General features: G+C 65.2%; 22 protein-coding genes. 20 read left to right on the top strand and 2 right to left on the bottom strand.

Annotated features, from left to right (window positions below):
- Positions 1-3 precede the first annotated feature (3 nt).
- From rplJ to OCL97_RS18670, 5 genes are all read left to right on the top strand, one after another.
- A complete protein-coding gene (gene rplJ / locus OCL97_RS18690; protein WP_304775590.1) occupies positions 4-519 on the top strand; it encodes a 50S ribosomal protein L10 in 516 nt (171 codons plus the stop codon).
- Positions 520-564: 45 nt separating this feature from the next.
- Positions 565-948: a 50S ribosomal protein L7/L12 gene (gene rplL, locus OCL97_RS18685; protein ID WP_305336695.1), complete on the top strand. Its 384-nt coding sequence runs from the start codon at positions 565-567 to the stop codon at positions 946-948.
- A 362-nt stretch (positions 949-1,310) separates the two neighbouring features.
- A complete protein-coding gene (gene rpoB, locus OCL97_RS18680; protein WP_305663855.1) occupies positions 1,311-5,399 on the top strand; it encodes a DNA-directed RNA polymerase subunit beta in 4,089 nt (1,362 codons plus the stop codon).
- 92 nt (positions 5,400-5,491) lie between these two features.
- On the top strand, positions 5,492-9,685 hold the full coding sequence (rpoC, locus tag OCL97_RS18675; RefSeq protein WP_377371296.1) for a DNA-directed RNA polymerase subunit beta': 4,194 nt from the start codon (positions 5,492-5,494) through the stop codon (positions 9,683-9,685).
- A gap of 160 nt (positions 9,686-9,845) precedes the next feature.
- Positions 9,846-10,958, top strand: coding sequence for a ferritin-like domain-containing protein (locus OCL97_RS18670; protein WP_377371295.1), 1,113 nt, complete (start codon positions 9,846-9,848; stop codon positions 10,956-10,958).
- 55 nt (positions 10,959-11,013) lie between these two features.
- Here the strand turns inward: OCL97_RS18670 and OCL97_RS18665 are convergent, their stop codons facing one another.
- Positions 11,014-11,619, bottom strand: a complete 606-nt coding sequence (locus OCL97_RS18665) for a hypothetical protein (protein WP_377371294.1) — start codon at positions 11,617-11,619, stop codon at positions 11,014-11,016.
- Positions 11,620-11,956: 337 nt separating this feature from the next.
- Between OCL97_RS18665 and rpsL the strand changes: the two genes are divergently transcribed.
- The 4 genes from rpsL to tuf all read left to right on the top strand — a co-directional run bounded on the left by rpsL (position 11,957) and on the right by tuf (position 16,234).
- Positions 11,957-12,328 (top strand): 30S ribosomal protein S12, encoded by a 372-nt coding sequence (rpsL, locus tag OCL97_RS18660; protein ID WP_111278705.1) that lies wholly within the window; start codon positions 11,957-11,959, stop codon positions 12,326-12,328.
- Positions 12,329-12,340: 12 nt separating this feature from the next.
- Positions 12,341-12,814, top strand: a complete 474-nt coding sequence (rpsG, locus tag OCL97_RS18655) for a 30S ribosomal protein S7 (protein WP_293492233.1) — start codon at positions 12,341-12,343, stop codon at positions 12,812-12,814.
- 102 nt (positions 12,815-12,916) lie between these two features.
- Positions 12,917-14,995, top strand: coding sequence for an elongation factor G (gene fusA / locus OCL97_RS18650; RefSeq protein ID WP_305663852.1), 2,079 nt, complete (start codon positions 12,917-12,919; stop codon positions 14,993-14,995).
- A gap of 48 nt (positions 14,996-15,043) precedes the next feature.
- Positions 15,044-16,234 carry an elongation factor Tu gene (gene tuf, locus OCL97_RS18645; protein WP_377371293.1) on the top strand — a complete coding sequence of 397 codons (1,191 nt, stop codon included), beginning with the start codon at positions 15,044-15,046 and terminating at the stop codon, positions 16,232-16,234.
- A gap of 66 nt (positions 16,235-16,300) precedes the next feature.
- On the opposite strand, the gene OCL97_RS18640 is transcribed toward tuf, so the two are convergent.
- Entirely contained in the window at positions 16,301-17,032 is a 732-nt protein-coding gene (locus tag OCL97_RS18640) for a beta/gamma crystallin-related protein (protein WP_377371291.1), read from the bottom strand.
- Positions 17,033-17,176: 144 nt separating this feature from the next.
- Here OCL97_RS18640 and OCL97_RS18635 point away from each other — a divergent pair, with 144 nt between their 5' ends.
- The 11 genes from OCL97_RS18635 to rpsC all read left to right on the top strand — a co-directional run bounded on the left by OCL97_RS18635 (position 17,177) and on the right by rpsC (position 25,015).
- Positions 17,177-18,664, top strand: a complete 1,488-nt coding sequence (locus OCL97_RS18635) for an adenosine deaminase (RefSeq protein ID WP_377371290.1) — start codon at positions 17,177-17,179, stop codon at positions 18,662-18,664.
- 91 nt (positions 18,665-18,755) lie between these two features.
- Positions 18,756-19,586 (top strand): GIN domain-containing protein, encoded by an 831-nt coding sequence (locus OCL97_RS18630; RefSeq protein WP_304774858.1) that lies wholly within the window; start codon positions 18,756-18,758, stop codon positions 19,584-19,586.
- A gap of 73 nt (positions 19,587-19,659) precedes the next feature.
- Positions 19,660-20,412: a hypothetical protein gene (locus tag OCL97_RS18625; protein WP_377371288.1), complete on the top strand. Its 753-nt coding sequence runs from the start codon at positions 19,660-19,662 to the stop codon at positions 20,410-20,412.
- Positions 20,413-20,734: 322 nt separating this feature from the next.
- The gene (gene rpsJ, locus OCL97_RS18620) at positions 20,735-21,043 is read left to right on the top strand and encodes a 30S ribosomal protein S10 (protein ID WP_056730043.1); all 309 of its coding nucleotides are present in this window, start codon (positions 20,735-20,737) and stop codon (positions 21,041-21,043) included.
- A gap of 13 nt (positions 21,044-21,056) precedes the next feature.
- Positions 21,057-21,812, top strand: a complete 756-nt coding sequence (gene rplC / locus OCL97_RS18615) for a 50S ribosomal protein L3 (protein ID WP_304774853.1) — start codon at positions 21,057-21,059, stop codon at positions 21,810-21,812.
- Positions 21,812-22,450 (top strand): 50S ribosomal protein L4, encoded by a 639-nt coding sequence (rplD, locus tag OCL97_RS18610; protein WP_215340968.1) that lies wholly within the window; start codon positions 21,812-21,814, stop codon positions 22,448-22,450. The genes rplC and rplD overlap by 1 nt, the downstream gene beginning before the upstream one ends.
- Complete coding sequence (locus OCL97_RS18605; protein ID WP_293492217.1) at positions 22,450-22,749, top strand: 50S ribosomal protein L23; 300 nt, start codon at positions 22,450-22,452, stop codon at positions 22,747-22,749. The genes rplD and OCL97_RS18605 overlap by 1 nt, the downstream gene beginning before the upstream one ends.
- A 4-nt stretch (positions 22,750-22,753) precedes the next feature.
- Entirely contained in the window at positions 22,754-23,590 is an 837-nt protein-coding gene (rplB, locus tag OCL97_RS18600; protein WP_304774850.1) for a 50S ribosomal protein L2, read from the top strand.
- Between the two features lie 3 nt (positions 23,591-23,593).
- Positions 23,594-23,872 carry a 30S ribosomal protein S19 gene (rpsS, locus tag OCL97_RS18595; RefSeq protein ID WP_215340965.1) on the top strand — a complete coding sequence of 93 codons (279 nt, stop codon included), beginning with the start codon at positions 23,594-23,596 and terminating at the stop codon, positions 23,870-23,872.
- Position 23,873: 1 nt separating this feature from the next.
- Positions 23,874-24,254, top strand: a complete 381-nt coding sequence (gene rplV / locus OCL97_RS18590; protein WP_304774847.1) for a 50S ribosomal protein L22 — start codon at positions 23,874-23,876, stop codon at positions 24,252-24,254.
- A complete protein-coding gene (gene rpsC / locus OCL97_RS18585; RefSeq protein WP_215340963.1) occupies positions 24,254-25,015 on the top strand; it encodes a 30S ribosomal protein S3 in 762 nt (253 codons plus the stop codon). The genes rplV and rpsC overlap by 1 nt, the downstream gene beginning before the upstream one ends.
- The last annotated feature ends 6 nt before the right edge of the window (positions 25,016-25,021 follow it).

Here is a 25,021-nt window from a genome sequence, read left to right as displayed (position 1 = left end):
GCAATGGACCGCGCTCAAAAGCAGGTGACGATCGAGACGCTCAAGGGCGTCTTCGCCGACGCCGGCGCCGTGGTCGTGACCCACAATCTGGGTCTGACCGTTGCGGAAATGACCGATCTGCGTGGCCGCCTCCGCAAGGAAGGCGCTCACCTGAGGGTGGTGAAGAACACCCTGGCTCAGAAGGCCCTGGACGGTTCGGTTGGCGAGGCGGGCGACGCCCTCTTCACCGGCCCTGTCGCCATCGCCTATGCGCCGGACCCTGTCTCCGCCGCCAAGGTCGCGACCCAGTACGCCAAGGAGAACGACAAGTTCACCATCATTGGCGGTTTCATGGGTCAAGAGGTGCTGGACAAGTCGGCGGTGGGCAATCTCGCCACCCTGCCGTCCCTCGACCAGCTCCGCGGCAAGATCATCGGCCTTCTGCAAGCCCCCGCGACCAAGGTCGCCGGCGTTCTGCAGGCCCCGGCCGCTCAGCTTGCCCGCGTCATGTCGGCCTACGCCGCCAAAGACGCCGCCTGATCGTCATTTTCCCCGACAAAACCCACTCTCTAAGGATCTGCCCAAATGTCGAAGCTTGAAAAACTGGTCGATGACCTGTCCGCCCTGACCGTCCTGGAAGCCTCCGAGCTGTCCAAGCTGCTGGAAGAAAAGTGGGGCGTCTCCGCCGCCGCTCCGGTGGCCATGGTCGCCGCCGGTGGCGCCGCCGCCGCTCCGGTTGAAGCCGCTGAAGAGCAAACCGAATTCACCGTTGTCCTGACCGCCGGTGGCGACAAGAAGATCAACGTGATCAAGGAAGTCCGCGGCGTCCGTCCGGACCTCGGCCTGAAGGAAGCCAAGGACCTGGTCGAAGGCGCTCCGCAGAACGTCGTCGAGAACGTGTCCAAGCAAGTCGCCGACGAAGTCGCCAAGAAGCTGACCGAAGCCGGCGCGACCGTCTCGGTGAAGTAAGACTGACGCGCGGTTCGCCGCGTATCTGCGACGGGCCCCGGAGAGCGATCTCCGGGGCCCGTTTGCGTTTGCAGTCCTGCCGGCGGGCAGGGGGCTCCGGAACTAATTTAGTCTGGGGGCTTCACATCCTTTGCGAGAAGGCCTATCTCGGCTCCTTCGCAAAATACGATTCGTGTCTCACGCGATTCCTTTACGCGCGCCTATGTTCCGAGGCATGGCCCTACGCCCTCCGGCCATGCGAGGGAACGCCCCTGGCGATACAGGGGCTCCAGCGTCCGGCGTCCGAAAGGACGTTCGAGGGTGGACGCGGGATTAAGACCTGACGCGGGGAAACCGTTCCGCGCGTCGCTCAAGGGAATAAAATGGCGCAATCCTTCACCGGTAAAAAGCGGATCCGACACTCTTTCGGACGCATCCCTGAAGCCGTGCAGATGCCGAACCTGATCGAGGTTCAGCGCTCCTCCTACGAACAGTTCCTGCAGCGCGAGACCCGCGCCGGTGAGCGTCGTGATGAGGGCGTGGAGGCGGTCTTCAAGTCCGTCTTCCCGATCAAGGACTTCAACGAACGCGCGGTGCTCGAATACGTCACCTACGAGTTCGAAGAGCCGAAGTACGACGTCGAAGAGTGCGTTCAGCGCGACATGACCTATGCGGCGCCGCTGAAGGTCAAGCTTCGCCTGATCGTCTTCGAAACCGACGAAGAGACCGGCGCTCGCTCCGTGAAGGACATCAAGGAGCAGGACGTCTACATGGGCGATATCCCGCTCATGACAGAGAAGGGCACCTTCATCGTCAACGGCACGCAGCGGGTCATCGTCTCGCAGATGCACCGTTCGCCGGGCGTGTTCTTCGACCACGACAAGGGCAAGACGCACTCCTCGGGCAAGCTGCTGTTCGCGGCCCGCGTGATCCCCTATCGCGGCTCGTGGCTCGACTTCGAGTTCGACGCCAAGGACGTGGTGTTCGTTCGCATCGACCGCCGCCGCAAGCTGCCGGCCACCACCTTCCTGATGGCGCTGGGCATGGATGGTGAGGAGATCCTCTCCACTTTCTACGACACCGTGCCCTACGAAAAGCGCCTGCAGTCCAAGAAGGGCGCCGCCGGCTGGGCCACCCCCTACAAGCCCGAGCGCTGGCGCGGGACCAAGCCGGAATATCCTCTGGTGGACGGCGAGACTGGCGAAGAGATCGCCCCCGCCGGCCAGAAGATCTCGGCCCGCAACGCCAAGAAGTTCGCTGATGCGGGTCTCACGACCCTGCTGCTGCCGCCCGAAGCACTGGTGGGCCGCTATCTGGCGCGCGACCTGGTCAACCACGAGACCGGTGAAATCTACGCCGAAGCCGGCGACGAGCTCGACCAACCGCTGATCACGGCGCTGGAAGAGCAGGGCTTCACCACCCTGGACACCCTCGACATCGACGAGGTGACCATGGGCGCTTACATGCGCAACACCCTGCGGGTGGACAAGAACTCGGCCCGTGAGGACGCCCTGTTCGACATCTACCGCGTGATGCGCCCCGGTGAGCCGCCGACGGTGGAAGCTGCCGAGGCCATGTTCAAGTCGCTGTTCTTCGACGGCGAGCGCTACGACCTTTCGTCGGTCGGCCGCGTGAAGATGAACATCCGCCTGGAACTGGACTGCCCCGACGACGTGCGCATCCTGCGCAAGGAAGACGTGCTGGCGGTCCTCAAGACCTTGGTGGGCCTGCGCGACGGCCGCGGCGAAATCGACGACATCGACAACCTGGGCAACCGCCGGGTGCGTTCGGTCGGCGAACTGCTGGAAAACCAGTACCGCGTCGGCCTGCTGCGCATGGAACGCGCGATCAAGGAGCGCATGTCCTCGGTCGATATCGACACGGTCATGCCCCACGACCTGATCAATGCGAAGCCCGCGGCCGCGGCCGTGCGCGAGTTCTTCGGTTCCTCGCAGCTCTCGCAGTTCATGGACCAGACCAACCCGCTGTCGGAAATCACCCACAAGCGCCGTCTGTCGGCGCTTGGCCCTGGTGGTCTGACCCGTGAGCGCGCCGGCTTCGAAGTGCGCGACGTGCACCCGACCCACTACGGCCGGATCTGCCCCATTGAGACGCCGGAAGGCCCGAACATCGGCCTGATCAACTCGCTCGCCACCCACGCGGTGGTGAACAAGTACGGCTTCATCGAGAGCCCCTACCGTCGCATCAAGGACGGCAAGACGACCGACGAGGTCGTCTACATGTCGGCGATGGAAGAGGCCAAGCACGTCATCGCCCAGGCCAACATCACCCTGAAGGACGGCGTGATCGTCGAGGAGCTGGTGGCCGGCCGGGTCAATGGCGAGCCGGGCCTGCTGCCCCGCGACACCGTCGACCTGATGGACGTGTCTCCCAAGCAGGTGGTCTCCGTGGCCGCCTCGCTGATCCCGTTCCTGGAAAACGATGACGCCAACCGCGCCCTGATGGGCTCGAACATGCAGAAGCAGGCCGTGCCGCTCATCCAGTCGGATGCGCCCCTGGTCGGCACCGGCATGGAAGCCATCGTGGCTGTCGACTCAGGCGCCGTCCTGGTCGCGCGCCGCGCCGGCGTGATCGAGCAGATGGACGGCACCCGGATCGTCATCCGCGCCACCGAAGAGAACGACCCGACCAAGGCCGGCGTCGACATCTACCGCCTGCAGAAGTTCCAGCGTTCCAACACCTCGACCTGCATCAACCAGCGTCCGCTGGTGCGCGTGGGCGACCGGGTCAACACCGGCGACGTCATCGCCGACGGCCCGTCGACGGACCTCGGCGAACTGGCCCTGGGCCGGAACACCCTCGTCGCCTTCATGCCCTGGAACGGCTACAACTTCGAAGACTCCATCCTGATCTCCGAGCGCATCGTGCGCGATGACGTCTTCACCTCGATCCACATCGAGGAATTCGAGGTCATGGCCCGCGACACCAAGCTGGGCCCGGAAGAGATCACCCGCGACATCCCCAACGTCGGCGAGGAAGCCCTGCGCAACCTCGACGAGGCGGGCATCGTGGCGATCGGCGCCGAGGTCCTGCCCGGCGACATCCTGGTGGGCAAGGTCACGCCGAAGGGCGAAAGTCCGATGACGCCGGAAGAAAAGCTCCTGCGCGCCATCTTCGGTGAAAAGGCCTCCGACGTCCGCGACACCTCCCTGCGCCTGCCCCCGGGCGTCGCCGGGACCATCGTGGAAGTCCGCGTGTTCAACCGACACGGCGTCGACAAGGACGAGCGCGCCATGGCCATCGAACGCGCCGAGATCGACCGCCTGGGCAAGGACCGCGACGATGAGTTCGCGATCCTGAACCGCAATATGACCTCGCGCCTCCGCGACCTGATCACCGGCAAGGTCGCCGTCTCGGGTCCCAAGGGCCTGGGCCGCGGTGAAGTCACCGCCGAGAAGCTGGGCGAGATCGCGCCGGGCCTCTGGTGGCAGATCGCTCTGGACGACGAGAAGGCCATGGGCGAGCTGGAGGCCATGCGCCGCCAGTTCGACGAGGCCCGCAAGCGTCTGGACCGTCGCTTCGAGGACAAGGTCGACAAGCTGCAGCGGGGCGACGAACTGCCCCCGGGCGTGATGAAGATGGTCAAGGTCTTCGTGGCCGTGAAGCGCAAGCTTCAACCCGGCGACAAGATGGCCGGCCGTCACGGCAACAAGGGGGTTATCTCCAAGATCCTGCCGATCGAGGACATGCCCCACCTGGCCAACGGCCAGAACGTCGACATCGTGCTGAACCCGCTGGGCGTGCCCTCGCGCATGAACGTCGGCCAGATCTTCGAGACCCACCTAGGGTGGGCGGCCGCCGGTCTCGGCCGTCAGATCTCCGAACTGTTGGAAGCTTGGCAGAACGGCGGCCAGAAGAAGGCCCTCGTCGACCACCTGGTGAGCATCTACGGCAAGGACCAGGAACTCCCCGACACCGAGGAGGAACTGATCGAGCTCTGTAAGAACCTGTCCAAGGGCGTTCCCTTCGCGACCCCGGTCTTCGACGGCGCCCACATCGACGACATCGAGAACCTTCTCGAAAAGGCGGGTCTGGCCCGTTCCGGTCAGTCCATCCTGTACGATGGTCAGACTGGCGAGCAGTTCAAGCGCCCGGTCACGGTCGGCTACATCTACATGCTGAAGCTGCACCACCTGGTGGACGACAAGATCCACGCCCGTTCCATCGGCCCGTACAGCCTGGTCACCCAGCAACCGCTGGGCGGCAAGGCCCAGTTCGGCGGCCAGCGGTTCGGGGAGATGGAGGTCTGGGCTCTGGAAGCCTACGGCGCGGCCTACACCCTGCAGGAAATGCTGACGGTGAAGTCCGACGACGTGGCCGGCCGGACCAAGGTCTACGAGTCCATCGTCCGCGGCGACGACACCTTCGAGGCCGGGATCCCGGAAAGCTTCAACGTGCTGGTCAAGGAAATGCGTTCCCTGGGCCTGAACGTCGAGCTCGAGAACGGCTAAGGCGCGCTTCCGCCGCCATCGTCTATGCGAGGGGAGGGGCCCGTCAGCTCCTCCCGCTTCGCCACTGAAACTGCTGACGAACTGGAATTCAAATGAACCAGGAAGTCCTGAATATCTTCAACCCGGTCCAGGCCGTTCCGACCTTCGACCGTATCCGCATCGCCCTGGCTTCGCCTGAGAAGATCCGCTCGTGGTCGTTCGGCGAGATCAAGAAGCCCGAGACCATCAACTACCGCACGTTCAAGCCGGAACGTGACGGCCTGTTCTGCGCGCGGATCTTCGGTCCCACCAAGGACTACGAGTGCCTGTGCGGCAAGTACAAGCGCATGAAGTACAAGGGCATCATCTGCGAGAAGTGCGGCGTGGAGGTCACCCTGGCCCGCGTCCGCCGCGAGCGGATGGGCCACATTGAACTGGCCAGCCCGGTCGCCCACATCTGGTTCCTGAAGTCCCTGCCCAGCCGCATCTCGATGATGCTGGACATGGCCCTGAAGGACATCGAGCGCGTCCTCTACTTCGAGCACTACATCGTCACCGAGCCGGGCCTGACCCCGCTCAAGCAGCACCAGCTGCTCTCGGAAGACGAGTACATGCGCTACCAGGAAGAGTTCGGGGACGACAGCTTCACCGCCGAGATCGGCGCCGAAGCCGTCCAGGGCCTGCTGCGCGCCATCGACCTGCCCAAGGAAGCCGACCGGCTGCGTGAGGACCTCCTCACCACCACCTCGGAAATGAAGCTGAAGAAGACGTCCAAGCGTCTGAAGCTGATCGAGAGCTTCATCGAAAGCGGCAACAAGCCGGAATGGATGATCCTGTCGGTGGTCCCCGTGATCCCGCCGGAACTGCGTCCACTGGTGCCGCTGGACGGCGGCCGCTTCGCTACCTCCGACCTGAACGACCTCTATCGCCGGGTCATCAACCGTAACAACCGCCTGAAGCGCCTGATCGAGCTGCGCGCGCCCGACATCATCATCCGCAACGAAAAGCGGATGCTGCAGGAAGCCGTCGACGCCCTGTTCGACAACGGCCGTCGTGGCCGGGTCATCACCGGCGCCAACAAGCGTCCGTTGAAGTCGCTCGCCGACATGCTGAAGGGCAAGCAGGGCCGGTTCCGTCAGAACCTGCTCGGCAAGCGCGTCGACTATTCCGGCCGTTCGGTCATCGTCGTGGGCCCGGAGCTGAAGCTGCACGAGTGCGGCCTGCCCAAGAAGATGGCGCTCGAACTCTTCAAGCCGTTCATCTACGCGCGTCTCGACGCCAAGGGCCTGTCGGGCACCGTCAAGCAGTCCAAGCGCATGGTGGAACGCGAACAACCCGCCGTCTGGGATATCCTTGATGAGGTGATCCGCGAGCACCCGGTTCTGCTGAACCGCGCGCCCACCCTGCACCGTCTGGGCATCCAGGCTTTCGAGCCCAAGCTGATCGAGGGCAAGGCCATCCAGCTTCACCCGCTGGTCTGCGCGGCCTTCAACGCTGACTTCGATGGCGACCAGATGGCCGTCCACGTCCCGCTCTCGCTGGAAGCCCAGCTGGAAGCGCGCGTGCTGATGATGAGCACGAACAACATCCTGTCGCCGGCCAACGGCCGTCCGATCATCGTGCCGTCGCAGGACATCGTCCTGGGGCTCTACTACCTGTCCCTGGCCCGTGAAGGCGAACCGGGCGAAGGCAAGATCTTCTCCGACCTGGGCGAGATCGAAGCCGCGCTCGACCACGGCGTCGTGTCGCTGCACTCCAAGATCAAGGCCCGCCACAGCGAGATGAACGCTGACGGTGTGCTGGAGCGTAAGCTGATCGATACGACGCCCGGCCGGATGAAGATCTCGGCTCTGTTCCCGCACCACCCGGCGGTCGGCCACCGGCTTCTTGAGAAGAACCTCACCAAGAAGGAAATCGGCAATCTGATCGACATCGTCTACCGCCACTGCGGTCAGAAGGCGACGGTGATCTTCGCCGACCAGATCATGGGGCTGGGCTTCAAGGAAGCGGCCAAGGCCGGCATCTCCTTCGGCAAGGATGACATCATCATCCCTGAGCGGAAGAAGCCGATCGTCTCCCAGACGCGCAAGCTGGTGGAAGAGTACGAGCAGCAGTACGCCGACGGCCTGATCACCAAGGGCGAGAAGTACAACAAGGTCGTCGACGCCTGGGCGAAAGCCACCGACCGCGTCGCCGATGAGATGATGGCCGAGATCTCGACCCAGCCGAAGGACGAGAACGGCCGCGAGCTGGAGATCAACTCGATCTTCATGATGGCCAACTCCGGCGCCCGCGGTTCGCAGGCCCAGATGAAGCAACTCGGCGGGATGCGCGGCCTGATGGCCAAGCCGTCCGGGGAGATCATCGAGACGCCGATCATCTCGAACTTCAAGGAAGGCCTGACCGTCCAGGAGTACTTCAACTCCACCCACGGCGCCCGTAAGGGCCTGGCCGACACCGCCCTGAAGACCGCCAACTCCGGCTACCTGACCCGCCGTCTGGTGGACGTGGCGCAGGACTGCATCATCAACGAGGAAGACTGCGGCACCACGCGGGGCATCACCCTGCGCGCCGTGATCGAGGGCGGTGACGTCCTGGTCTCGCTGGGTCTGCGCATCCTGGGCCGTTCCACCGCCGAGGACATCAAGGATCCGGCCACCGGTGAGGTCATCGTTCCGGCCGACACCTACATGGACGAGAACATCTGCGATCTGATCGACGCCGCCGGCGTTCCGTCGGTGAAGGTGCGCTCGGTCCTGACCTGTGAGGCCGGCAACGGCGTCTGCGCGACCTGCTACGGCCGCGACCTGGCCCGCGGCACCCCGGTGAACATCGGTGAAGCGGTCGGCGTCATCGCCGCCCAGTCCATCGGCGAGCCCGGCACCCAGCTGACGATGCGGACCTTCCACATCGGCGGCACCGCCCAGGTGGCTGAGCAGTCCTTCTACGAGAGCACCAACACCGGCACCGTGAAGCTGGCCGGGGGCAACACCGTCATCGCCCCCGACGGCGAGCTGATCTGTCTGTCGCGGAACTTGCAGATGAGCGTGCAGGTCGACGGCAAGGATCGTGAAACCTACAAGCCGCCTTACGGCGCGCGTCTGAAGGTCCGCGACGGCGAAAAGGTGAAGCGCGGCCAGCGCCTGGCCGAATGGGACCCCTATTCGGTTCCGATCATCACCGAGGTCGGCGGCAAGATCCGCTTCGAAGACCTGGTGGAGAACTTCTCCGTTCGCGAAGAAGCCGACGAAGCCACCGGCATTTCCAACCGCGTGGTCATCGACTGGCGCACCTCGACCAAGGGCTCGGACCTGCGTCCGGCCATGGCGGTCCTGGACGCCGACGGCGCCTACATGCGCATCTCCAACGGCGGCGAGGCCCGTTACCTCCTGCCCGTCGGCGCGATTCTCTCCGTCGGCGACGGCGACGAGATCAAGCCGGGTGAAGTGATCGCGCGTATGTCGACAGAAGGCGCCAAGACCCGGGACATCACCGGTGGTCTGCCGCGCGTCGCCGAACTCTTCGAGGCTCGCCGTCCCAAGGACTGCGCGGTGATCGCCGAGATGGACGGCCGCGTCGAATTCGGCCGCGACTACAAGAACAAGCGCCGCATCAAGATCACCCCGGAAGACGGTGGCGAGGCGGTCGAGTTCCTGATCCCGAAGGGCAAGCACATCGCCGTCCACGACGGTGACGTGATCCGCCGCGGTGAATATCTGATCGACGGCAACCCTGATCCGCACGACATCCTGCGCATCCTGGGCATCGAGGCCCTGGCCGAGTTCCTCGTGGACGAAATCCAGGAAGTCTACCGTCTGCAGGGCGTGCCGATTAACGACAAGCACATCGAGACCATCGTCCGTCAGATGCTGCAAAAGGGCGAGATCCTCGAGCCCGGAGACACCGGCCTGCTCAAGGGCGATCACCTCGATATGACGGACGTGAATGAGGAGAACGCCAAGGCGCAAGCCCGCGGCGGCCGTCCTGCAATCACCCAGCCGGTCCTGCTGGGCATCACCAAGGCGTCGCTGCAGACCCGCAGCTTCATCTCCGCCGCGTCTTTCCAGGAAACGACCCGGGTGCTGACCGAAGCCTCGGTGCAGGGCAAGACCGACACGCTCGAAGGTCTGAAGGAAAACGTGATCGTGGGCCGCCTGATCCCGGCGGGCACGGGCTCGTACCTGCGCAACCTGCAGCGCATCGCCACCAAGCGCGACGAGGCCCTCTCGGCCAGCCGCGAAGAGGCGATGGAGCCGCTGCCGGAAATCATCGCGGTGGACGCCGAGGCCGAGAAGGTCGAGGGCTAACCCGAAAACAGTCCAGTCTGTGTGCGTAAGCGCGGCCCGGGAGCGATCCCGGGCCGTTTGCTTTGGGGTCCATGTTGATCTGAATCAAAGATGACGCCGGCGTCATCTTTAGGCTGCCTCCTAGAGCTCGACGCAAGGCCGGGCGAAAAGGGAGTCAGTCATGCTGCATGTGACCGTCGTCGACGGACCGCCCACCGAGGTCCAGACCTTCGATTCCGAGGACCTCGCCGCCCGCCTGTCGGACCGAGACGTCGAGGTGATCCGCGAGATCTTCAACACCCCGCTAACCGGCTCCTACAACTGGGACTACGAGACGGCCAATTCCAAGATCCGCCGGCTCTACGAACTGGGCAAGCGGTTCAACTGGAACACCGAGTTGGACATCGACTGGACCCAGGCGCCGCCGCCGCGCCGCGAGGTCGTGGCCGGGGAGGGCCCCGAGGGCTTTGCTGGCCATCCCAAGTGGGAGGCCCTGACCCCTGAGCAGAAGCGCGAGTTCTCCCACCGCTCCAACGCCCAGACCCTGTCGCAATTCTTGCATGGTGAGCAGGGGGCCCTGATGGTGGCCTCCCAGTTGGTGAGCTGCGCGCCCACCCATGACGCCAAGCTCTACGCCGCGTCGCAGACCTTCGACGAGGCGCGGCACGTTGAGGTGTTCCACAAGTACCTGATGGAACGCTGCCGGATGATCTACCCCATCAACCCCAGCCTGAAATTCCTGCTGGACAAGGTGCTGACCGATCCGCGCTGGGACCTGAAGTTCATTGGCATGCAGATCCTCATCGAGGGCCTCGCGCTTGCGGCCTTCCAGACGATCCATCAGACGACCGATGACCCGCTGTTGCGCGATGTCGTTGGGCTGGTGATGCGTGACGAAGGCCGGCACGTGGCATTCGGCGTGAACTATCTGGAGGACTGGATTCGGGCCCTGCCTGAGGATCAGATCGAGGAGCGGGCTCAGTTCGCCTATGAGGCCTGCCTCGTCATGCGCGATCGCCTGGTGTCCACCAACGTGGCCCAGGAGTTCGGCTTCACCGAGGCCGAGGCCATCGAGATCAACAACGCCACCCAGGGCGGCCGGGCGTTCCGAACCTTCCTGTTCGAACGCATGATCCCGAACCTGAAGCGGATCGGCCTACTGACCGACAAGATTCGTCCCAAGTTCGAAGCGCTCGGCGTCCTGCAGTTCGAGAACCTAAAGCACGACGGCCAGATCGACTGGGCCACCCTGGAGGCCCCCCTGATGCGCGGTGACGAGGTGATCGCCGCCTAGGTTTCCATCCACATCACGCGCGGCCCGGGGCGATCCCGGGCCGTTGCGCGTCTAGCTAGAACGGAACGGTGGTCTTGTGGCCGGTTCCGCCTAGGCCGGTGAGGCCGCCGGCCGCGTCGGACCTCGAGAGGCCCGGCGGGATCGGCCCCTCGCGATAGTCGCGATAGGTCTTGCGCCGGGCGTCGGCGGCGTCCTGCAGCGCCTGCTTGCCCGCGCTGAGACCGGAGCGGAAAGGGGGGGCGTCCTTCGCGCCCTGGCCCAGACGCTCCAGGCAGGCATCCCGCTCAGCCTGGCTGAGGCCGGCGCTGGCGATGTTGGCGCAGCCCAGCCCGCGGCGCAGGGCGGCGCTGAGCTGGGGTGTGAGGCTGGGTGGCGTCGTCGCCGGCAGGGCGGGGGGCAGGGCCTGTGGAACCACCAGAGGCGCCACCGACAGGTCCTCGGGCCGTGAGCGGGACGGGCGGGGCCGGAGCTGCTGGCGGGGGCGCGTGACCTCCTGCGGCGTGGTGGTGATGCGTGGGGCCATGGTCATGTCGAAGACGGCGGGTCCCTCATAGAGACGCGGCTGGGGACGATTGGCCGTCAGGATGGCCAGGACGCCGGCGTGGGCCAGCACCGACCCGGCCACAAGGGCCCCTAACCGCCAACGCCTTGTCTCCGACATGCCGTGCCCCGCCCTCGCAACCTTGGCCATAGGGCGCGGGCGCGCGCGGCGGATTCATGGCCGAAAGCGGGCACGAGGCGGCGCGACGGCCCGCGCGCTCGCAAACGTTGACGGCGGGGGGCATGGCGAGTATGAACCGCGCTCCTTTCGAGGCCGGGGATTCGTCCCTCGCCCCGTTGAACGGCAAGTCCCGAAACGGACAGCCTAGCCCGCCGGAACGCGAACCACTGCGCGCCGGCGAGTTTTTGCGTTCAACGAGCCGGTTTCGAAACCTTGAACACGGACCCCAACTGAGGCGCCACGGCCCAACGGCACACGCCTCCAGAGCAGAGAATAGATGCCAACAGTCAATCAGCTCATCCGCAAGCCTCGGCAGAATAAGCCGGTGCGCAACAAGGTGCCGGCCCTCAAAGGCTGCCCTCAGCGCCGCGGCGTTTGCACCCGCGTCTATACGACGACCCCGAAGAAGCCGAACTCCGCGCTTCGTAAGGTCGCCAAGGTGCGTCTGACCACCGGCATCGAAGCGGTGTGCTATATCCCGGGCGAAGGCCACAATCTGCAGGAGCACTCGGTTGTGCTCATCCGCGGCGGCCGGGTTAAGGACCTTCCGGGCGTCCGCTACCACATCCTGCGCGGCGTGCTCGACACCCAAGGGGTCAAGGACCGCAAGCAGCGTCGTTCGCTCTACGGCGCCAAGCGTCCTAAGTAAGGAATAAGAAGAATGTCCCGCCGCCGTCGCGCCGAGAAACGTCAAGTTCTGCCGGACCCGAAGTTCGGAGACCTGACGGTCACCAAATTCATGAACTACGTCATGTACGAAGGCAAAAAAGCCGTCGCCGAGAATATCCTCTACGGCGCCTTCGACATCCTCGAAGCCAAGCGCAAGGACCAGGGTCCCCTGGAAACCTTCCACGCCGCATTGGAAAATGTGGCGCCTGGCATCGAAGTCCGCTCCCGCCGGGTCGGCGGCGCCACCTATCAGGTGCCTGTCGAAGTGCGTCCCGACCGTCGGAAGGCCCTGGCCATCCGTTGGCTGGTGACCGCCGCCCGCAAGCGCGGCGAGAACACCATGACCGAGAAGCTGGCCGGCGAACTGCTGGACGCCTCCTCGAACCGGGGTTCGGCCGTGAAGAAGCGCGAAGACACCCACAAGATGGCCGAAGCCAACCGGGCCTTCTCGCACTACCGCTGGTAAGACAGCACGAACCATCCCTTTTCGGCGCGGGCGGTTTGAGTTAAACCGCCCGCGCCGTTCGTTCAGCCTATCCCGAACGCTTATTCCAGCAGAGCTTCCGCTATGGCCCGCGCGCACAAAATCCAAGACTACCGTAATTTCGGCATCATGGCCCACATCGATGCGGGCAAGACGACGACCACGGAGCGGATTCTCTACTACACCGGCAAGAGCCATAAGATCGGTGAAGTCCACGATGGCGCCGCCACCATGGACTGGATGGAGCAGGAGCAAGAGCGCGGCATTACGATCACGTCGGCCGCGACGACCGCCATCTGGAATGATCACCGGCTGAACATCATCGACACCCCCGGCCACGTGGACTTCACCATCGAAGTCGAACGCTCGCTGCGCGTGCTCGACGGCGCCGTCGCGGTGCTGGACGGCAACCAGGGCGTGGAGCCCCAGACCGAGACCGTCTGGCGTCAGGCCGACCGCTACAACGTTCCGCGCATCGTGTTCGTCAACAAGATGGACAAGATCGGCGCCGACTTCGACATGTGCCTGAAGACCATCCGCGAGCGGCTGGGCGTCAAGGCGGTGCCGATCCAACTGCCGATCGGCTCGGAAGCCTCGCTCCGGGGCATTGTCGACCTGGTCCGCATGAAGGCCGTGGTCTGGGACAACGACGGCCTGGGCGCGACCTATCGCGACGAGGAAATCCCGGCCGACATGCAGGCCAAGGCTGAAGAAGCCCGCCACTACCTCATCGAAAACGCCGTCGAACTCGATGACGAGGCGATGGAGGCCTATCTGGGCGGCGAAGAGCCCTCGATCGAGGTCATCAAGAAGTGCCTGCGCAAGGCGGTTCTGACCGGCGCCTTCTATCCGATCCTTGCCGGCTCGGCCTTCAAGAACAAGGGCGTCCAGCCCCTGCTCGACGCCGTGGTCGACTACCTGCCGTCGCCGGTGGATATTCCCCCGACCCCGGGCATCGACTTCAAGACCGAAGAGCCGGTGGTCCGCAAGGCCTCGGATGAAGAGCCGCTGTCGGTCCTGGCCTTCAAGATCATGGACGACCCCTTCGTGGGTTCGCTGACCTTCTGCCGCATCTATTCGGGCAAGCTCGAGACCGGCATGGGTCTGCTGAACTCCTCGCGCGACAAGAAGGAGCGCGTCGGCCGCATGCTGCTGATGCACTCCAACAACCGCGAGGACATCAAGGAAGCCTTCGCCGGCGACATCGTCGCCCTGGCCGGCCTGAAGGACACCCGCACCGGGGACACCCTGTGCGATCCCCTGAAGTCGCCTGTCATTCTTGAGAAGATGGACTTCCCGGCGCCGGTCATCGAGATCGCCATCGAGCCGAAGTCCAAGGCCGACCAGGAAAAGCTGGGCGTCGCCCTGGCCAAGATGGTCGCCGAAGATCCGTCCTTCACCGTCTTCACCGACCAGGAGTCGGGCCAGACGGTCATGAAGGGCATGGGCGAGCTTCACCTCGACATCAAGGTCGATATCCTGAAGCGCACCTACAAGGTGGAAGCCAACATCGGCGCGCCGCAGGTGGCCTATCGCGAGAGCCTCGGCCGCAAGGCTGACATCGACTACACCCACAAGAAGCAGACCGGCGGTACGGGCCAGTTCGCCCGCGTGAAGATCGTGTTCGAGCCGGGCGAGCCGGGTTCGGGCTTCGTCTTCGAGAACACCATCGTCGGCGGCTCGATCCCCAAGGAATTCATCCCGGGCGTTCAGAAGGGTCTCGAGACCTCGAAGGAAAACGGCCTGCTGGCCGGCTTCCCGCTGATCGACTTCAAGGCCACCTTGTATGACGGCAACTACCATGACGTCGACAGTTCGGTCCTGGCTTTCGAAATCGCCGCCCGCGCCGCCTTCCGCGAACTTCGCGAGAAGGGTTCGCCCAAGCTGCTCGAGCCGGTGATGAAGGTCGAGGTGGTGACGCCTGATGAGTACATGGGCGACGTGATCGGCGACCTAAACAGCCGCCGTGGCCAGATCCAGGGCACGGAAACCCGCGGCAACGCCCAGGTGGTCACCGCCTTCGTGCCGCTGGCCAACATGTTCGGCTACATCAATACGCTGCGCTCGTTCTCACAAGGACGCGCGAACTTCTCCATGACTTACGACCACTACGAAACGGTGCCGCAAGCCGTCGCCGACGAAGTGATCAAGAAGTACGCCTAACCCCAACCCTAGTTTAGAGGACGAGCCCGGACAGGGCTGGAGCTTGAAATGGCTAAAGAAAAGTTCGAACGCAATAAGCCGCACTGCAACATCGGCACGATTGGTCACGTTGACCATGGCAAGACGACGCTGACGGCTGCGATCACGATGACGCTGGCGAAGGCCGGCGGTGCGAAGGCGATGGCCTATGCGGACATCGACGCGGCTCCTGAAGAGAAGGCGCGTGGGATCACGATCAACACGGCGCACGTGGAATATGAGACGGCTAACCGTCACTATGCCCACGTCGACTGCCCTGGCCACGCCGACTATGTGAAGAACATGATCACCGGCGCGGCGCAGATGGACGGCGCGATCCTGGTGGTGTCGGCCGCCGATGGTCCGATGCCGCAGACCCGCGAGCACATCCTGCTGGCCCGCCAGGTGGGCGTGCCTGCCCTGGTGGTCTACATGAACAAGGTCGACCTGGTGGACGACGCCGAGCTGCTGGAGCTGGTGGAGATGGAGGTGCGCGAGCTCCTTTCGTCGTACCAGTTCCCGGGCGACGACATCCCGATCACCATGGGTTCGGCCAAGGTGGCCATCGACGGCGGCGATCCGAAGATCGGTGAGCAGTCGATCCTGGCGCTGATGGAGACCGTCGACGCCTACATCCCGCAGCCGGAGCGTCCGGTGGACCTGCCGTTCCTGATGCCGGTGGAAGACGTCTTCTCGATCTCGGGCCGCGGCACGGTTGTGACCGGCCGGATCGAAAAGGGCATCGTGAAGGTTGGCGAGGAAGTCGAGATCGTCGGCATCCGCCCCGTCCAGAAGACCATCTGCACGGGCGTGGAAATGTTCCGCAAGCTGCTGGACCAGGGTCAAGCTGGCGACAACGTGGGCGTGCTGCTGCGCGGCACCAAGCGTGAAGACGTCGAGCGCGGCCAGGTTCTCTGCAAGCCGGGCTCGATCACCCCGCACACCAAGTTTGTGGCCGAGGCCTACATCCTGACCAAGGAAGAGGGCGGCCGTCACACTCCGTTCTTCACCAACTACCGTCCTCAGTTCTACTTCCGGACCACCGACGTGACCGGGATCATCAAGCTGAAGGAAGGCGTGGAAATGATCATGCCGGGCGACAACGCCGAACTGGACGTGGAACTGATCACCCCGATCGCCATGGACCAGGGCCTGCGTTTCGCCATCCGCGAAGGCGGCCGCACCGTCGGCGCCGGCGTCGTGGCCAAGATCGTCGAGTAGGCTCCAGCCTCTCAGCCAAGATCAGGGCCGTCCGGGGAAACCCGGGCGGCCCTTTTCTCTGCGCGGTTATCGAACCTGCCGCATGGAGGTGATGGCGTAGGCCATGCCCACTTGGTTCAGGTCCGACACGTCCCTGCGGAAGGTCTGGCAGCGACCGCCGAAGTCCTTGTCGGTGCAGACTTCCCACTCGCCGCGCTCGATCTTCAGGCTGAGGCCGCGGTCGTTGTACTGCTTGGGCAGGTTGGTGACCTCGCTGGTGGCGCGGTAGCCGGCGCCGGCGAAACCGATCCCGTCAAAGAGGGTGATGACGCCGCCCGTGGGCCTAGGGCGCTCATAGCCGCCGCCGTAGCCGCCGCCGTTGTTTCCGTAGCCGCCACCGTAGCCGCCGCCCGGGGGTCGGCCATCACCATAGCCACCACCTTGGTATCCGCCTTGGTAGCCTCCGCCTTGATACCCGCCGCCCTGATAGCCGCCGTTGCCGTAGCCGCCGCCCTGCCAGCCGCCGGGGCCGCGGCCGCCCCGCATGCAGGTGAGGGCGCCGTCCTGGTTGGTGATCTCGCTGCGGCACGCCTCGAACTGGAGTGAGGTGCTGCGATAACGGCCGTTGCGGTCACGGCACTCGGCGACCAGCAGCGGGTCGACCGTGCCCACCACCCGCACCCTCTGGCAGCTCTGCCAGTAGCTTCCGGGCGGCGGAGCGTTGTAGCCCTGGGCCTGGGCCCCGCCGAGCGCCGCAATTCCCAAGGCCGCCGCGCCAACACCGGCGGCTGAGCCCGCAATCCATGCCCCGATTTTCATCTCTACGCTCTCGATTGTGAAACGTCCCTGCCGCCACCCTAGGGCGGGGCACACGTTCGGAAAAGTGCAAGGTGGAGGTTGGATCGAGAGCGCCCTTGACTTGGGCCCGGGCCTCGGGCCGCTTGCGGCAAAGGGGAGGGGTGAATGATCGCGAGATACTGGGCTGCGGCGAGCCTCGCGTTCGCCCTTGTAGGCCAAGGCGCGCAGGCCGCGCCGGCCGTGGCCAGGATGACCGGTGGGGAACTGACCGCCTTCACTCGTGCGATGCCCAAGGGCGGCGAACTGCACAATCACATCTCCGGCGCGATTTTCGCCGAGACCCTGCTGGCCTGGGCCGTCGAGGATGGACTTTGCATCAATGCGAAGACCCTCGCGGTCACGCCCGCCTGCCAGCCGGGGGAGGACCTCAAGCCCGCCAGCACCATCAAGACCGACGAAGTCCTGAGGGCGGCGATGATCGACAGCTTCTCGGTGCGCAACCCGGGCTTCCTAGATCGCTCGGGGCACGACCAGTTCTTCGGATCGTTTGGGCGGTTCGGGGCGGCGGGCGCTAGGCGCGAGGGGGACATGCTGGCCCATGTGATGGACAATCTGGCGCGGCAGAATACCTACTATCTGGAGGCCATGGTGACGCCGCAGGGGGTAGCCAGCCGCGTCAGGGGCGCCCAGGTGGGCTGGAAAGGGGGCGACCTAGCCCTCCAGAAGACCGCCAACAGCGCCGCGGGCCTGGAGTCCCTGGTTGCAGCGGCCATCGCCGACACCGACGCGATGGAGGCCCGCGCCCGCAGCCTGATGAAGTGCGGCACACCGGTGGCCCAGCCGGGCTGCCAGGTGACCGTCCGCTACCTGGTGCAGACCAGCCGAGTCGCGCCGCCGGAGCAGACCTTCGCGCAGCTGCAGCTGGGGGTGGCGCTGGTGACCGCCGACAAGCGATGGGTGGGTCTGCAGATGGTGGCGCCCGAGGACCATCCCCTGTCGATCACCCACTACAGCCTGCACATGAGGATGGTGGACTTTCTGACCGACCACGGCCGGACCGCCAAGGCGGCCCTGCACGCCGGCGAGCTCTCCATGGACTACGCGACGCCGGAAGAGCTGCGCTATCACGTCGCCGAGGCTGTGCGTGTCGCGGGGGCGCGGCGCATCGGCCACGGGGTCGACCTGCCGCTGGAGACCGGAGCCGAGGCCCTGGCCGCCGAGATGGCCGCGAAGGGGGTCCTTGTGGAGGTCAACCTGTCCTCCAACGCGGCGATCCTCGGCGTGTCGGGCAAGGCCCACCCCTATGCGTGGCTGCGCCAGCGCGGGGTGCCGGTGAGCCTCTCAACCGACGACGCCGGCATCCTGCGGATCGACCTCTCCCACGAATATGCCCGCGCCGCGGACGACGGGGCGAGCTACGGAGACCTCAAGGCCTCGGCACGCAACGCCATCGCCTTCTCCTTCCTGACGGGGGAAGGGCTGTGGTCAGATCCCGGCGTCTATCGCCGCCCGGCCAAGGCCTGCGCGCGGCAGATCGGCAGGGCCGAGCCGAAGCCCGGCGCCTGCGCCGACCTCATCGCGGCGAGCGACAAAGCCCGCGAACAATGGCGCCATGAGCGGCTGCTTGCGGCCTTCGAAGCGGCCGCCAGATGACCCCCGTGTCATGACCTCGAATTAAGCTGATCAGGCCCGCGAGGCGCTCTAGGTTCCCCTCAAGACTGCTCAACAAGAGGAGGAGATCGCCATGCGTCTTCTGACCGTTCTGACCGCCGCATCCGCCCTGGGCCTGACCGCCGGCGTCGCCAACGCCGCCACCGTCGAGGTGAAGGACGCGGTGGCCCGCGTGGTGGTGATCCCTGAGGCCCGCCAGGATATCAAGGTCGAGTTCCTGACCACGAATCCGAGCCTGCCGCTGCAGGTGCGCAGCGCTGGCGGCAAGACCATCGTCGACGGCGATCTCGATCGGAAGATCAAGAGCTGCCGCAGCGAGGGCGGCAAGGCCCGGGTCTATGTCGCCGGCGTCGGCGACATCGCCTATGAGGACATGCCCCAGATCGTGGTCCGCATGCCCAAGGACGCCCGGATCGAGGCCGGCGGGGCGGTGTTCGGCTCGGTGGGCAAGACCAACAGCCTGGAGCTGTCCAACGCCGGCTGCGGCGACTGGACGGTTGGCAACGTGGCCGGAAAGCTGAGCATCAACATCGCGGGCTCCGGCGACACCCACGCCGGGTCCTCGGGCCAGGCGTTGCTGCGGGTGGCGGGGTCGGGGGATGTCCGCACCCAGGCGATCAATGGCGCGCTGGAGATCTCCGTGGCCGGCTCCGGCGATGTGAACGTGACCTCGATCGCCGGCCCACTGAGCGTGAAGATCGCCGGCTCCGGCGACGTCAACATCCGCGCCGGCAAGGCCAGCGAGATGGAGGCGTCCATCGCCGGCTCGGGGAGTGTCGACTTCGGCGGGGTGGCCGGGAGCCTCAACGCCAAGATCGCGGGCTCTGGCGATGTGCACGTGGAGTCCGTCACCGGCGAGGTCTCCAAGGCCATCGTCGGCTCGGGCAATGTCAGCGTCGGCTAGTTCTGGCGCCGCATGAAGTGGTTCTCCGAGGCGCGGGATTTACAGATGTAAACTTCTGTGGCCTGATCTGGCCATGAAGCTAATTTCCTGTCTCGCGCTCGCCCTGGCCGTCCCCAGCCTCGCTGCGGCGCGGCCGGTCCTGACCCTCGACGCTCCGGCGGCGAGGGTCATTGTGATTCCGGAGGCGCGGCAGGACTTCGCCGTCGTCGCCGACAGGAGCTTGGCCATTCACCCCATGGCCGGCGGCGGCGCCCGGATCAGCGGGGCGAGCTCCTGGCTGGAGCAGACCATCCCCTGGCTGTTCGGCTATTCCTGCAAGGCCACCGGTGTCAGCCGCTGGGGCCAGACGCGGCTGATCAGCGACCTTCCCACCGTGACGGTGCGGGTCCCCCTGGACGTCGAGATCGTCTCGAAGGGGGCGATCCATGGCCAGGTCGGCGGGGGCAGGGCGCTCAGGCTCTCGGCCGATGGCTGCGGGACCTGGCGCCTGGGCGCCTTCTCCAGCGGCGTGACCCTCAGCCAGTCGGGAGCCGGCCAGGTGATCGCCAGCCGTGTGGACGGCAAGCTGACCGCCACGGTGGACGACGCCGGATCCATCATCGTGAGGGATGGGGTGGTCTCCACCGCCAACCTGGTGATGAATGGGTCCGGCCGGATCGATCACCGGGGAACCGCCGGAATCCTGTACGCCAAGATGAACAGCTCGGGGCTCATCACCGTGCGGCTGCTGGCCGGCCAGGCCAACGTTTCATACGATGGGAACGGAAATGTCCGCTGGGGCCGGCCCAAGGGCAGGAAGTTCTGCAGCGGCCTGTCCTGCTACTGAACGGCTCCCTCAAAACTTCCTGAACCGGGGCGGTTGCTGGCCTTGACGAGGCCGAGTCGCACACGTATAGACGCGCCTCCTGTTGGATCGGCTGTGCGCTTCGAAGTGATTTGAAGCGCAGACGCGGTTCGCGGAACGACCCGAGGCCTCGAGAAATCAGGGCGTCGGGCGGGGCCCTCGCGGAAATCTTTCGCGCGGGCCTATGTCGTTTTTAGCGGACTTACGCGTACGAGCGTCTCTCTTGAGAGGCGTTTGGGTTGGTCTTTGAAATGGTCAAAGTCACGCGGACGGACGTCGTCTGTAGGGGAAATTGAAGAGCGATATGGATCGTCAGAACATCCGCATCCGGCTCAAGGCCTTCGATCACCGCGTGCTGGATCATTCCACGCGCGAGATCGTAAATACGGCTAAGCGCACCGGCGCGACCGTGCGGGGGCCTATCCCCCTGCCGACGCACATCGAAAAATTCACCGTCAACCGTTCGCCGCACATCGACAAGAAGTCGCGCGAGCAGTTCGAAATCCGCACGCATAAGCGCGTGCTCGATATCGTCGACCCCACTCCGCAGACCGTGGACGCGCTGATGAAGCTCGACCTGTCCGCCGGCGTGGACGTCGAGATCAAGCTCTAGAGGGGATCGGTCGATGCGTACCGGCGTGATCGCCAAGAAACTGGGCATGGCGCGCTTCTTCGATGAAGCGGGAACCCATGTGCCGGTGACCGTCCTCAGCCTCGAAGGCTGTCAGGTCACCGCTCATCGGACCCAGGATAAAGACGGCTATGTCGCCCTCCAACTCGGAGCCGGCGCCAAGAAGGCCAAGAACACCTCCAAGGCCATGCGTGGTCACTTCGCCAAGAGCGAAGTCGAGCCCAAGCATGAGCTGGCCGAGTTCCGCGTCACCGAGGACAACCTCATCGACGTGGGCGCGGAGTTCACCGCCGACCACTTCGTCCCCGGCCAGAAGGTCGATGTGACGGCCAAGACGGTCGGCAAGGGTTTCCAGGGCGCCATGAAGCGCTGGAACTTCGGCGGCATGCGCGCCACCCACGGGGTGTCGGTCTCTCACCGTGCGCACGGCTCCACCGGTCAACGTCAAGACCCGGGCAAGACCTTCAAGGGCAAGAAGATGGCTGGCCACCTTGGTCAGGAAACCGTCACCACCCTGAACGTCTCGGTCTGGCGCATCGACGTCGAGCGCGGCCTGATCCTGATCAAGGGCGCGGTCCCCGGCACCGAGGGCACCTACGTAAAGATCCGCGACGCCATCAAGTCGGCCCGTCCGGCTGAAGCCCCGGTCCCCGGCGGCTTCCGCAAGGCTGGCCAGGTCGCTCCCGCCGCTGACGCGGCGCCGGTGGAAGAGGCTTCGGCCGAAGCCCCCGCAGCCGAGGGCGCAGAATAATGAAACTCGACGTCATCAAACTTGACGGCGCCAAGGGCGGTTCGATCGAACTGTCCGACGCCGTGTTCGGCATCGACGAGATCCGTGGCGATATCCTCCAGCGCATGGTCACCTGGCAACTCGCCAAGCGCCGCGCCGGCACCCACAAGATCCAGGTCCGCAACGAGGTCTCTCGTACGGGCAAAAAGATGTACAAGCAGAAGGGCTCCGGCGGCGCTCGTCACGGTTCGCGCCGTGCGGCCCAGTTCGTCGGCGGCGCCAAGGCCCACGGTCCCGTGGTCCGCAGCCACGCCTTCGACCTGCCCAAGAAGTTCCGCGCCCTGGCCCTGCGCCATGCGCTGTCGTCCAAGGTGAAGACCGGCTCGCTGGTTGTCCTGGACGCCGCGGTGCTGACCGATCCGAAGACCGCCGCGCTTCGCGCCCAGTTCGACACCATGGGCCTGAAGAACGCGCTGATCATCGCCGGCGCCGAAGTGGACAACAACTTCGCCCTGGCCGCCCGCAACATTCCCAACGTGGATGTGCTGCCGAACGCCGGTCTGAATGTCTACGACGTGCTGCGTCGCCATACGCTGGTCCTGACCAAGGACGCGGTGGATGCGATCAACGCCCGCTTCGCCGAGAAGGAGGCCGCGTGATGGCTAATCCCGTCGCCCGCCACTACGACGCGATCCTGTCGCCCGTGATCACCGAGAAGGCCACCCTGCTCTCCGAGCAGAACAAGGTCGTCTTCCGCGTGGCCAAGGATACGACGAAGGACGAAATCGCCGCCGCTGTCGAAGCGCTGTTCAAAGTCACGGTCACCAAGGTCAACACCCTGGTGGTCAAGGGCAAGACCAAGCGCTTCCGTGGCCGTCCGGGCCGTCGCTCGGACGTCAAGAAAGCCATCGTGACCCTGGCCGAAGGCCAGTCGATCGACATCACCACGGGGCTCTAAGCAGATGGCTCTGAAACATTACAATCCGACTTCGCCGGGCCGTCGTAGCCTGGTGCTGGTCGACAAGTCCGAGCTCCACAAGGGCGGCCCGGTCAAGTCCCTGGTTCAGGGCCTGACCAAGTCCGGCGGTCGTGGCGGCGGTGGCCGTATCGCTGTCCGCTTCCGCGGCGGCGGCGCCAAGCGCCTGTATCGGACCATCGATTTCAAGCGCCGCAAGTGGGACATGCCCGCGACCGTCGAGCGCCTGGAGTACGACCCCAACCGCACCGCCTGGATCGCGCTGATCAAGTATGAGGACGGCGAGCTGTCCTACATCCTGGCTCCGCAGCGCCTGAAGGTGGGCGACCAGGTGATCGCCTCCGAAAAGGCCGACGTGAAGCCGGGCAACGCCATGCCGCTTCGTGGCATGCCCATCGGCACGATCATCCACAACATCGAGCTGAAGCCCCTCAAGGGCGGCCAGGTCGCCCGGTCCGCCGGCGCCTACGCCCAGCTGGTCGGCCGCGACGCCGGCTACGCCCAGGTCCGCCTGGGTTCGGGCGAGCTTCGGATGGTCCAGGACACCTGCATGGCCACGGTCGGCGCGGTGTCCAACCAGGATCACATGAACCAGGTGTTGGGTAAGGCCGGTCGCACGCGTCACATGGGCTTCCGCCCGCACGTCCGCGGCGTCGTCATGAACCCCGTCGATCACCCCCACGGCGGCGGCGAAGGCCGCACCTCGGGCGGTCGTCACCCGGTTACCCCGTGGGGCAAGCCGACCAAGGGCTCCAAGACCCGCACCAACAAGACGACGGATAAGTACATCATCCGTTCGCGCCACGCTCGGAAGGCTCGTTAATCCATGACCCGTTCCGTCTGGAAAGGTCCGTTCGTCGACGGATACCTGATCAAGAAGGCCGAAACCGCTCAGGGTTCGGGCCGCAAGGACGTGATCAAGACCTGGTCGCGCCGCTCCACCATCATGCCGCAGTTCGTTGGTCTGACGTTCGGCGTGCACAACGGCCAGAAGCACGTCCCCGTGCTGATCAGCGAAGACATGGTTGGCATGAAGCTCGGTGAGTTCGCGCCTACCCGGTACTTCCCCGGCCACGCCGCCGACAAGAAGGCGAAGAGGAAGTAGCATGTCCAAGCAAGCGAAACCCCGCCGCCTCCAAGGCATCGAGGCGATGGCCAAGGTCCGCACCCTGCGCACCTCGGCCCAGAAGCTGAACCTGGTCGCTCAGTCGATCCGCGGCCTCAAGGTGCAGCGGGCCCTGAACGAACTCGAGTTCAGCCCCAAGCGCATCGCCCAAGATGTCCGCAAGGCGCTCGCCTCGGCCATCTCGAACGCCGAGAACAACCACAACCTCGACATCGACTCCCTGGTCGTCGCCGAGGCCTTCGTGGGCAAGAACCTGGTCATGAAGCGTTTCGCCGCCCGCGCCCGCGGTCGTGCGTCGCGCATTGAGAAGCCGTTCAGCGAGATCACCATCGTGGTCCGCGAACTGGGTGAGGCTGCCTGATGGGTCAGAAAGTAAATCCGGTCGGGCTTCGCCTCGGCATCAACCGTACCTGGGACAGCCGCTGGTTCGCCGACGGCCCGGAATACGGCAAGCTGCTGCACGAAGACATCAAGGTCCGTAAGATGCTGAAGAAGCGTCTCTATCAGGCCGGCGTCTCGCGCATCATCATCGAGCGTCCCCACAAGAAGTGCCGCATCACCATCTATGCCGCGCGCCCTGGCGTGATCATCGGCAAGAAGGGTGCGGACATCGACAAGCTCCGCAAGGACGTCAACACGATCACCGACGGCGAGGTTCACCTGAACATCGTCGAGATCCGCAAGCCCGAGACCGACGCGCAACTGGTGGCCGAGAACATCGCCCAGCAGCTGGAACGCCGGATCGCCTTCCGCCGCGCCATGAAGCGTTCGCTGCAAAGCGCGCTGCGTCTGGGCGCCAAGGGGATGCGGGTTGAAGTGGCCGGCCGCCTCGGCGGCGCGGAAATCGCGCGGACCGAGAGCTATCACGAAGGCCGCGTGCCGCGTCACACCCTGCGTGCGGACATCGACTACGGCGTCACCGAAGCCAAGACCACCTACGGCATTATCGGCGTGAAGGTCTGGGTCTTCAAAGGTGAAGTCCTCGATCATGACCCGATGGCCCTGGACAAGCGCCTGGCCACTGAATCCGGCCCGGCCGGCGAAGGTGGCGGACGTGACCGTTCGGGCGACCGTCCTGACCGTGGCCCGCGCCGTGACCGTCGCGACCAGGCCGGAGCGTAGGATCCA

It is taken from the genome of Phenylobacterium ferrooxidans, from assembly GCF_042714595.1.
Taxonomy (GTDB): Bacteria; Pseudomonadota; Alphaproteobacteria; order Caulobacterales; family Caulobacteraceae; genus Phenylobacterium; species Phenylobacterium ferrooxidans.
Note: the sequence above shows the minus strand (reverse complement) of the source record. Positions and strands in the feature narration are given on the sequence as shown.

Coding starts and splice junctions, on each gene's coding strand:
- rpsC (WP_215340963.1), top strand. CDS start 24,254: ATGGGTCAGAAAGTAAATCCGGTCGGGCTTCGCCTCGGCATCAACCGT.
- rpoB (WP_305663855.1), top strand. CDS start 1,311: ATGGCGCAATCCTTCACCGGTAAAAAGCGGATCCGACACTCTTTCGGA.
- tuf (WP_377371293.1), top strand. CDS start 15,044: ATGGCTAAAGAAAAGTTCGAACGCAATAAGCCGCACTGCAACATCGGC.
- rplV (WP_304774847.1), top strand. CDS start 23,874: ATGTCCAAGCAAGCGAAACCCCGCCGCCTCCAAGGCATCGAGGCGATG.
- rplJ (WP_304775590.1), top strand. CDS start 4: ATGGACCGCGCTCAAAAGCAGGTGACGATCGAGACGCTCAAGGGCGTC.
- rplB (WP_304774850.1), top strand. CDS start 22,754: ATGGCTCTGAAACATTACAATCCGACTTCGCCGGGCCGTCGTAGCCTG.
- rplC (WP_304774853.1), top strand. CDS start 21,057: ATGCGTACCGGCGTGATCGCCAAGAAACTGGGCATGGCGCGCTTCTTC.
- rpsJ (WP_056730043.1), top strand. CDS start 20,735: ATGGATCGTCAGAACATCCGCATCCGGCTCAAGGCCTTCGATCACCGC.
- rplD (WP_215340968.1), top strand. CDS start 21,812: ATGAAACTCGACGTCATCAAACTTGACGGCGCCAAGGGCGGTTCGATC.
- rpsS (WP_215340965.1), top strand. CDS start 23,594: ATGACCCGTTCCGTCTGGAAAGGTCCGTTCGTCGACGGATACCTGATC.
- fusA (WP_305663852.1), top strand. CDS start 12,917: ATGGCCCGCGCGCACAAAATCCAAGACTACCGTAATTTCGGCATCATG.
- OCL97_RS18635 (WP_377371290.1), top strand. CDS start 17,177: ATGATCGCGAGATACTGGGCTGCGGCGAGCCTCGCGTTCGCCCTTGTA.
- OCL97_RS18605 (WP_293492217.1), top strand. CDS start 22,450: ATGGCTAATCCCGTCGCCCGCCACTACGACGCGATCCTGTCGCCCGTG.
- OCL97_RS18640 (WP_377371291.1), bottom strand. CDS start 17,032: ATGAAAATCGGGGCATGGATTGCGGGCTCAGCCGCCGGTGTTGGCGCG.
- OCL97_RS18670 (WP_377371295.1), top strand. CDS start 9,846: ATGCTGCATGTGACCGTCGTCGACGGACCGCCCACCGAGGTCCAGACC.
- rpsG (WP_293492233.1), top strand. CDS start 12,341: ATGTCCCGCCGCCGTCGCGCCGAGAAACGTCAAGTTCTGCCGGACCCG.
- rpoC (WP_377371296.1), top strand. CDS start 5,492: ATGAACCAGGAAGTCCTGAATATCTTCAACCCGGTCCAGGCCGTTCCG.
- OCL97_RS18665 (WP_377371294.1), bottom strand. CDS start 11,619: ATGTCGGAGACAAGGCGTTGGCGGTTAGGGGCCCTTGTGGCCGGGTCG.
- OCL97_RS18625 (WP_377371288.1), top strand. CDS start 19,660: ATGAAGCTAATTTCCTGTCTCGCGCTCGCCCTGGCCGTCCCCAGCCTC.
- rplL (WP_305336695.1), top strand. CDS start 565: ATGTCGAAGCTTGAAAAACTGGTCGATGACCTGTCCGCCCTGACCGTC.
- OCL97_RS18630 (WP_304774858.1), top strand. CDS start 18,756: ATGCGTCTTCTGACCGTTCTGACCGCCGCATCCGCCCTGGGCCTGACC.
- rpsL (WP_111278705.1), top strand. CDS start 11,957: ATGCCAACAGTCAATCAGCTCATCCGCAAGCCTCGGCAGAATAAGCCG.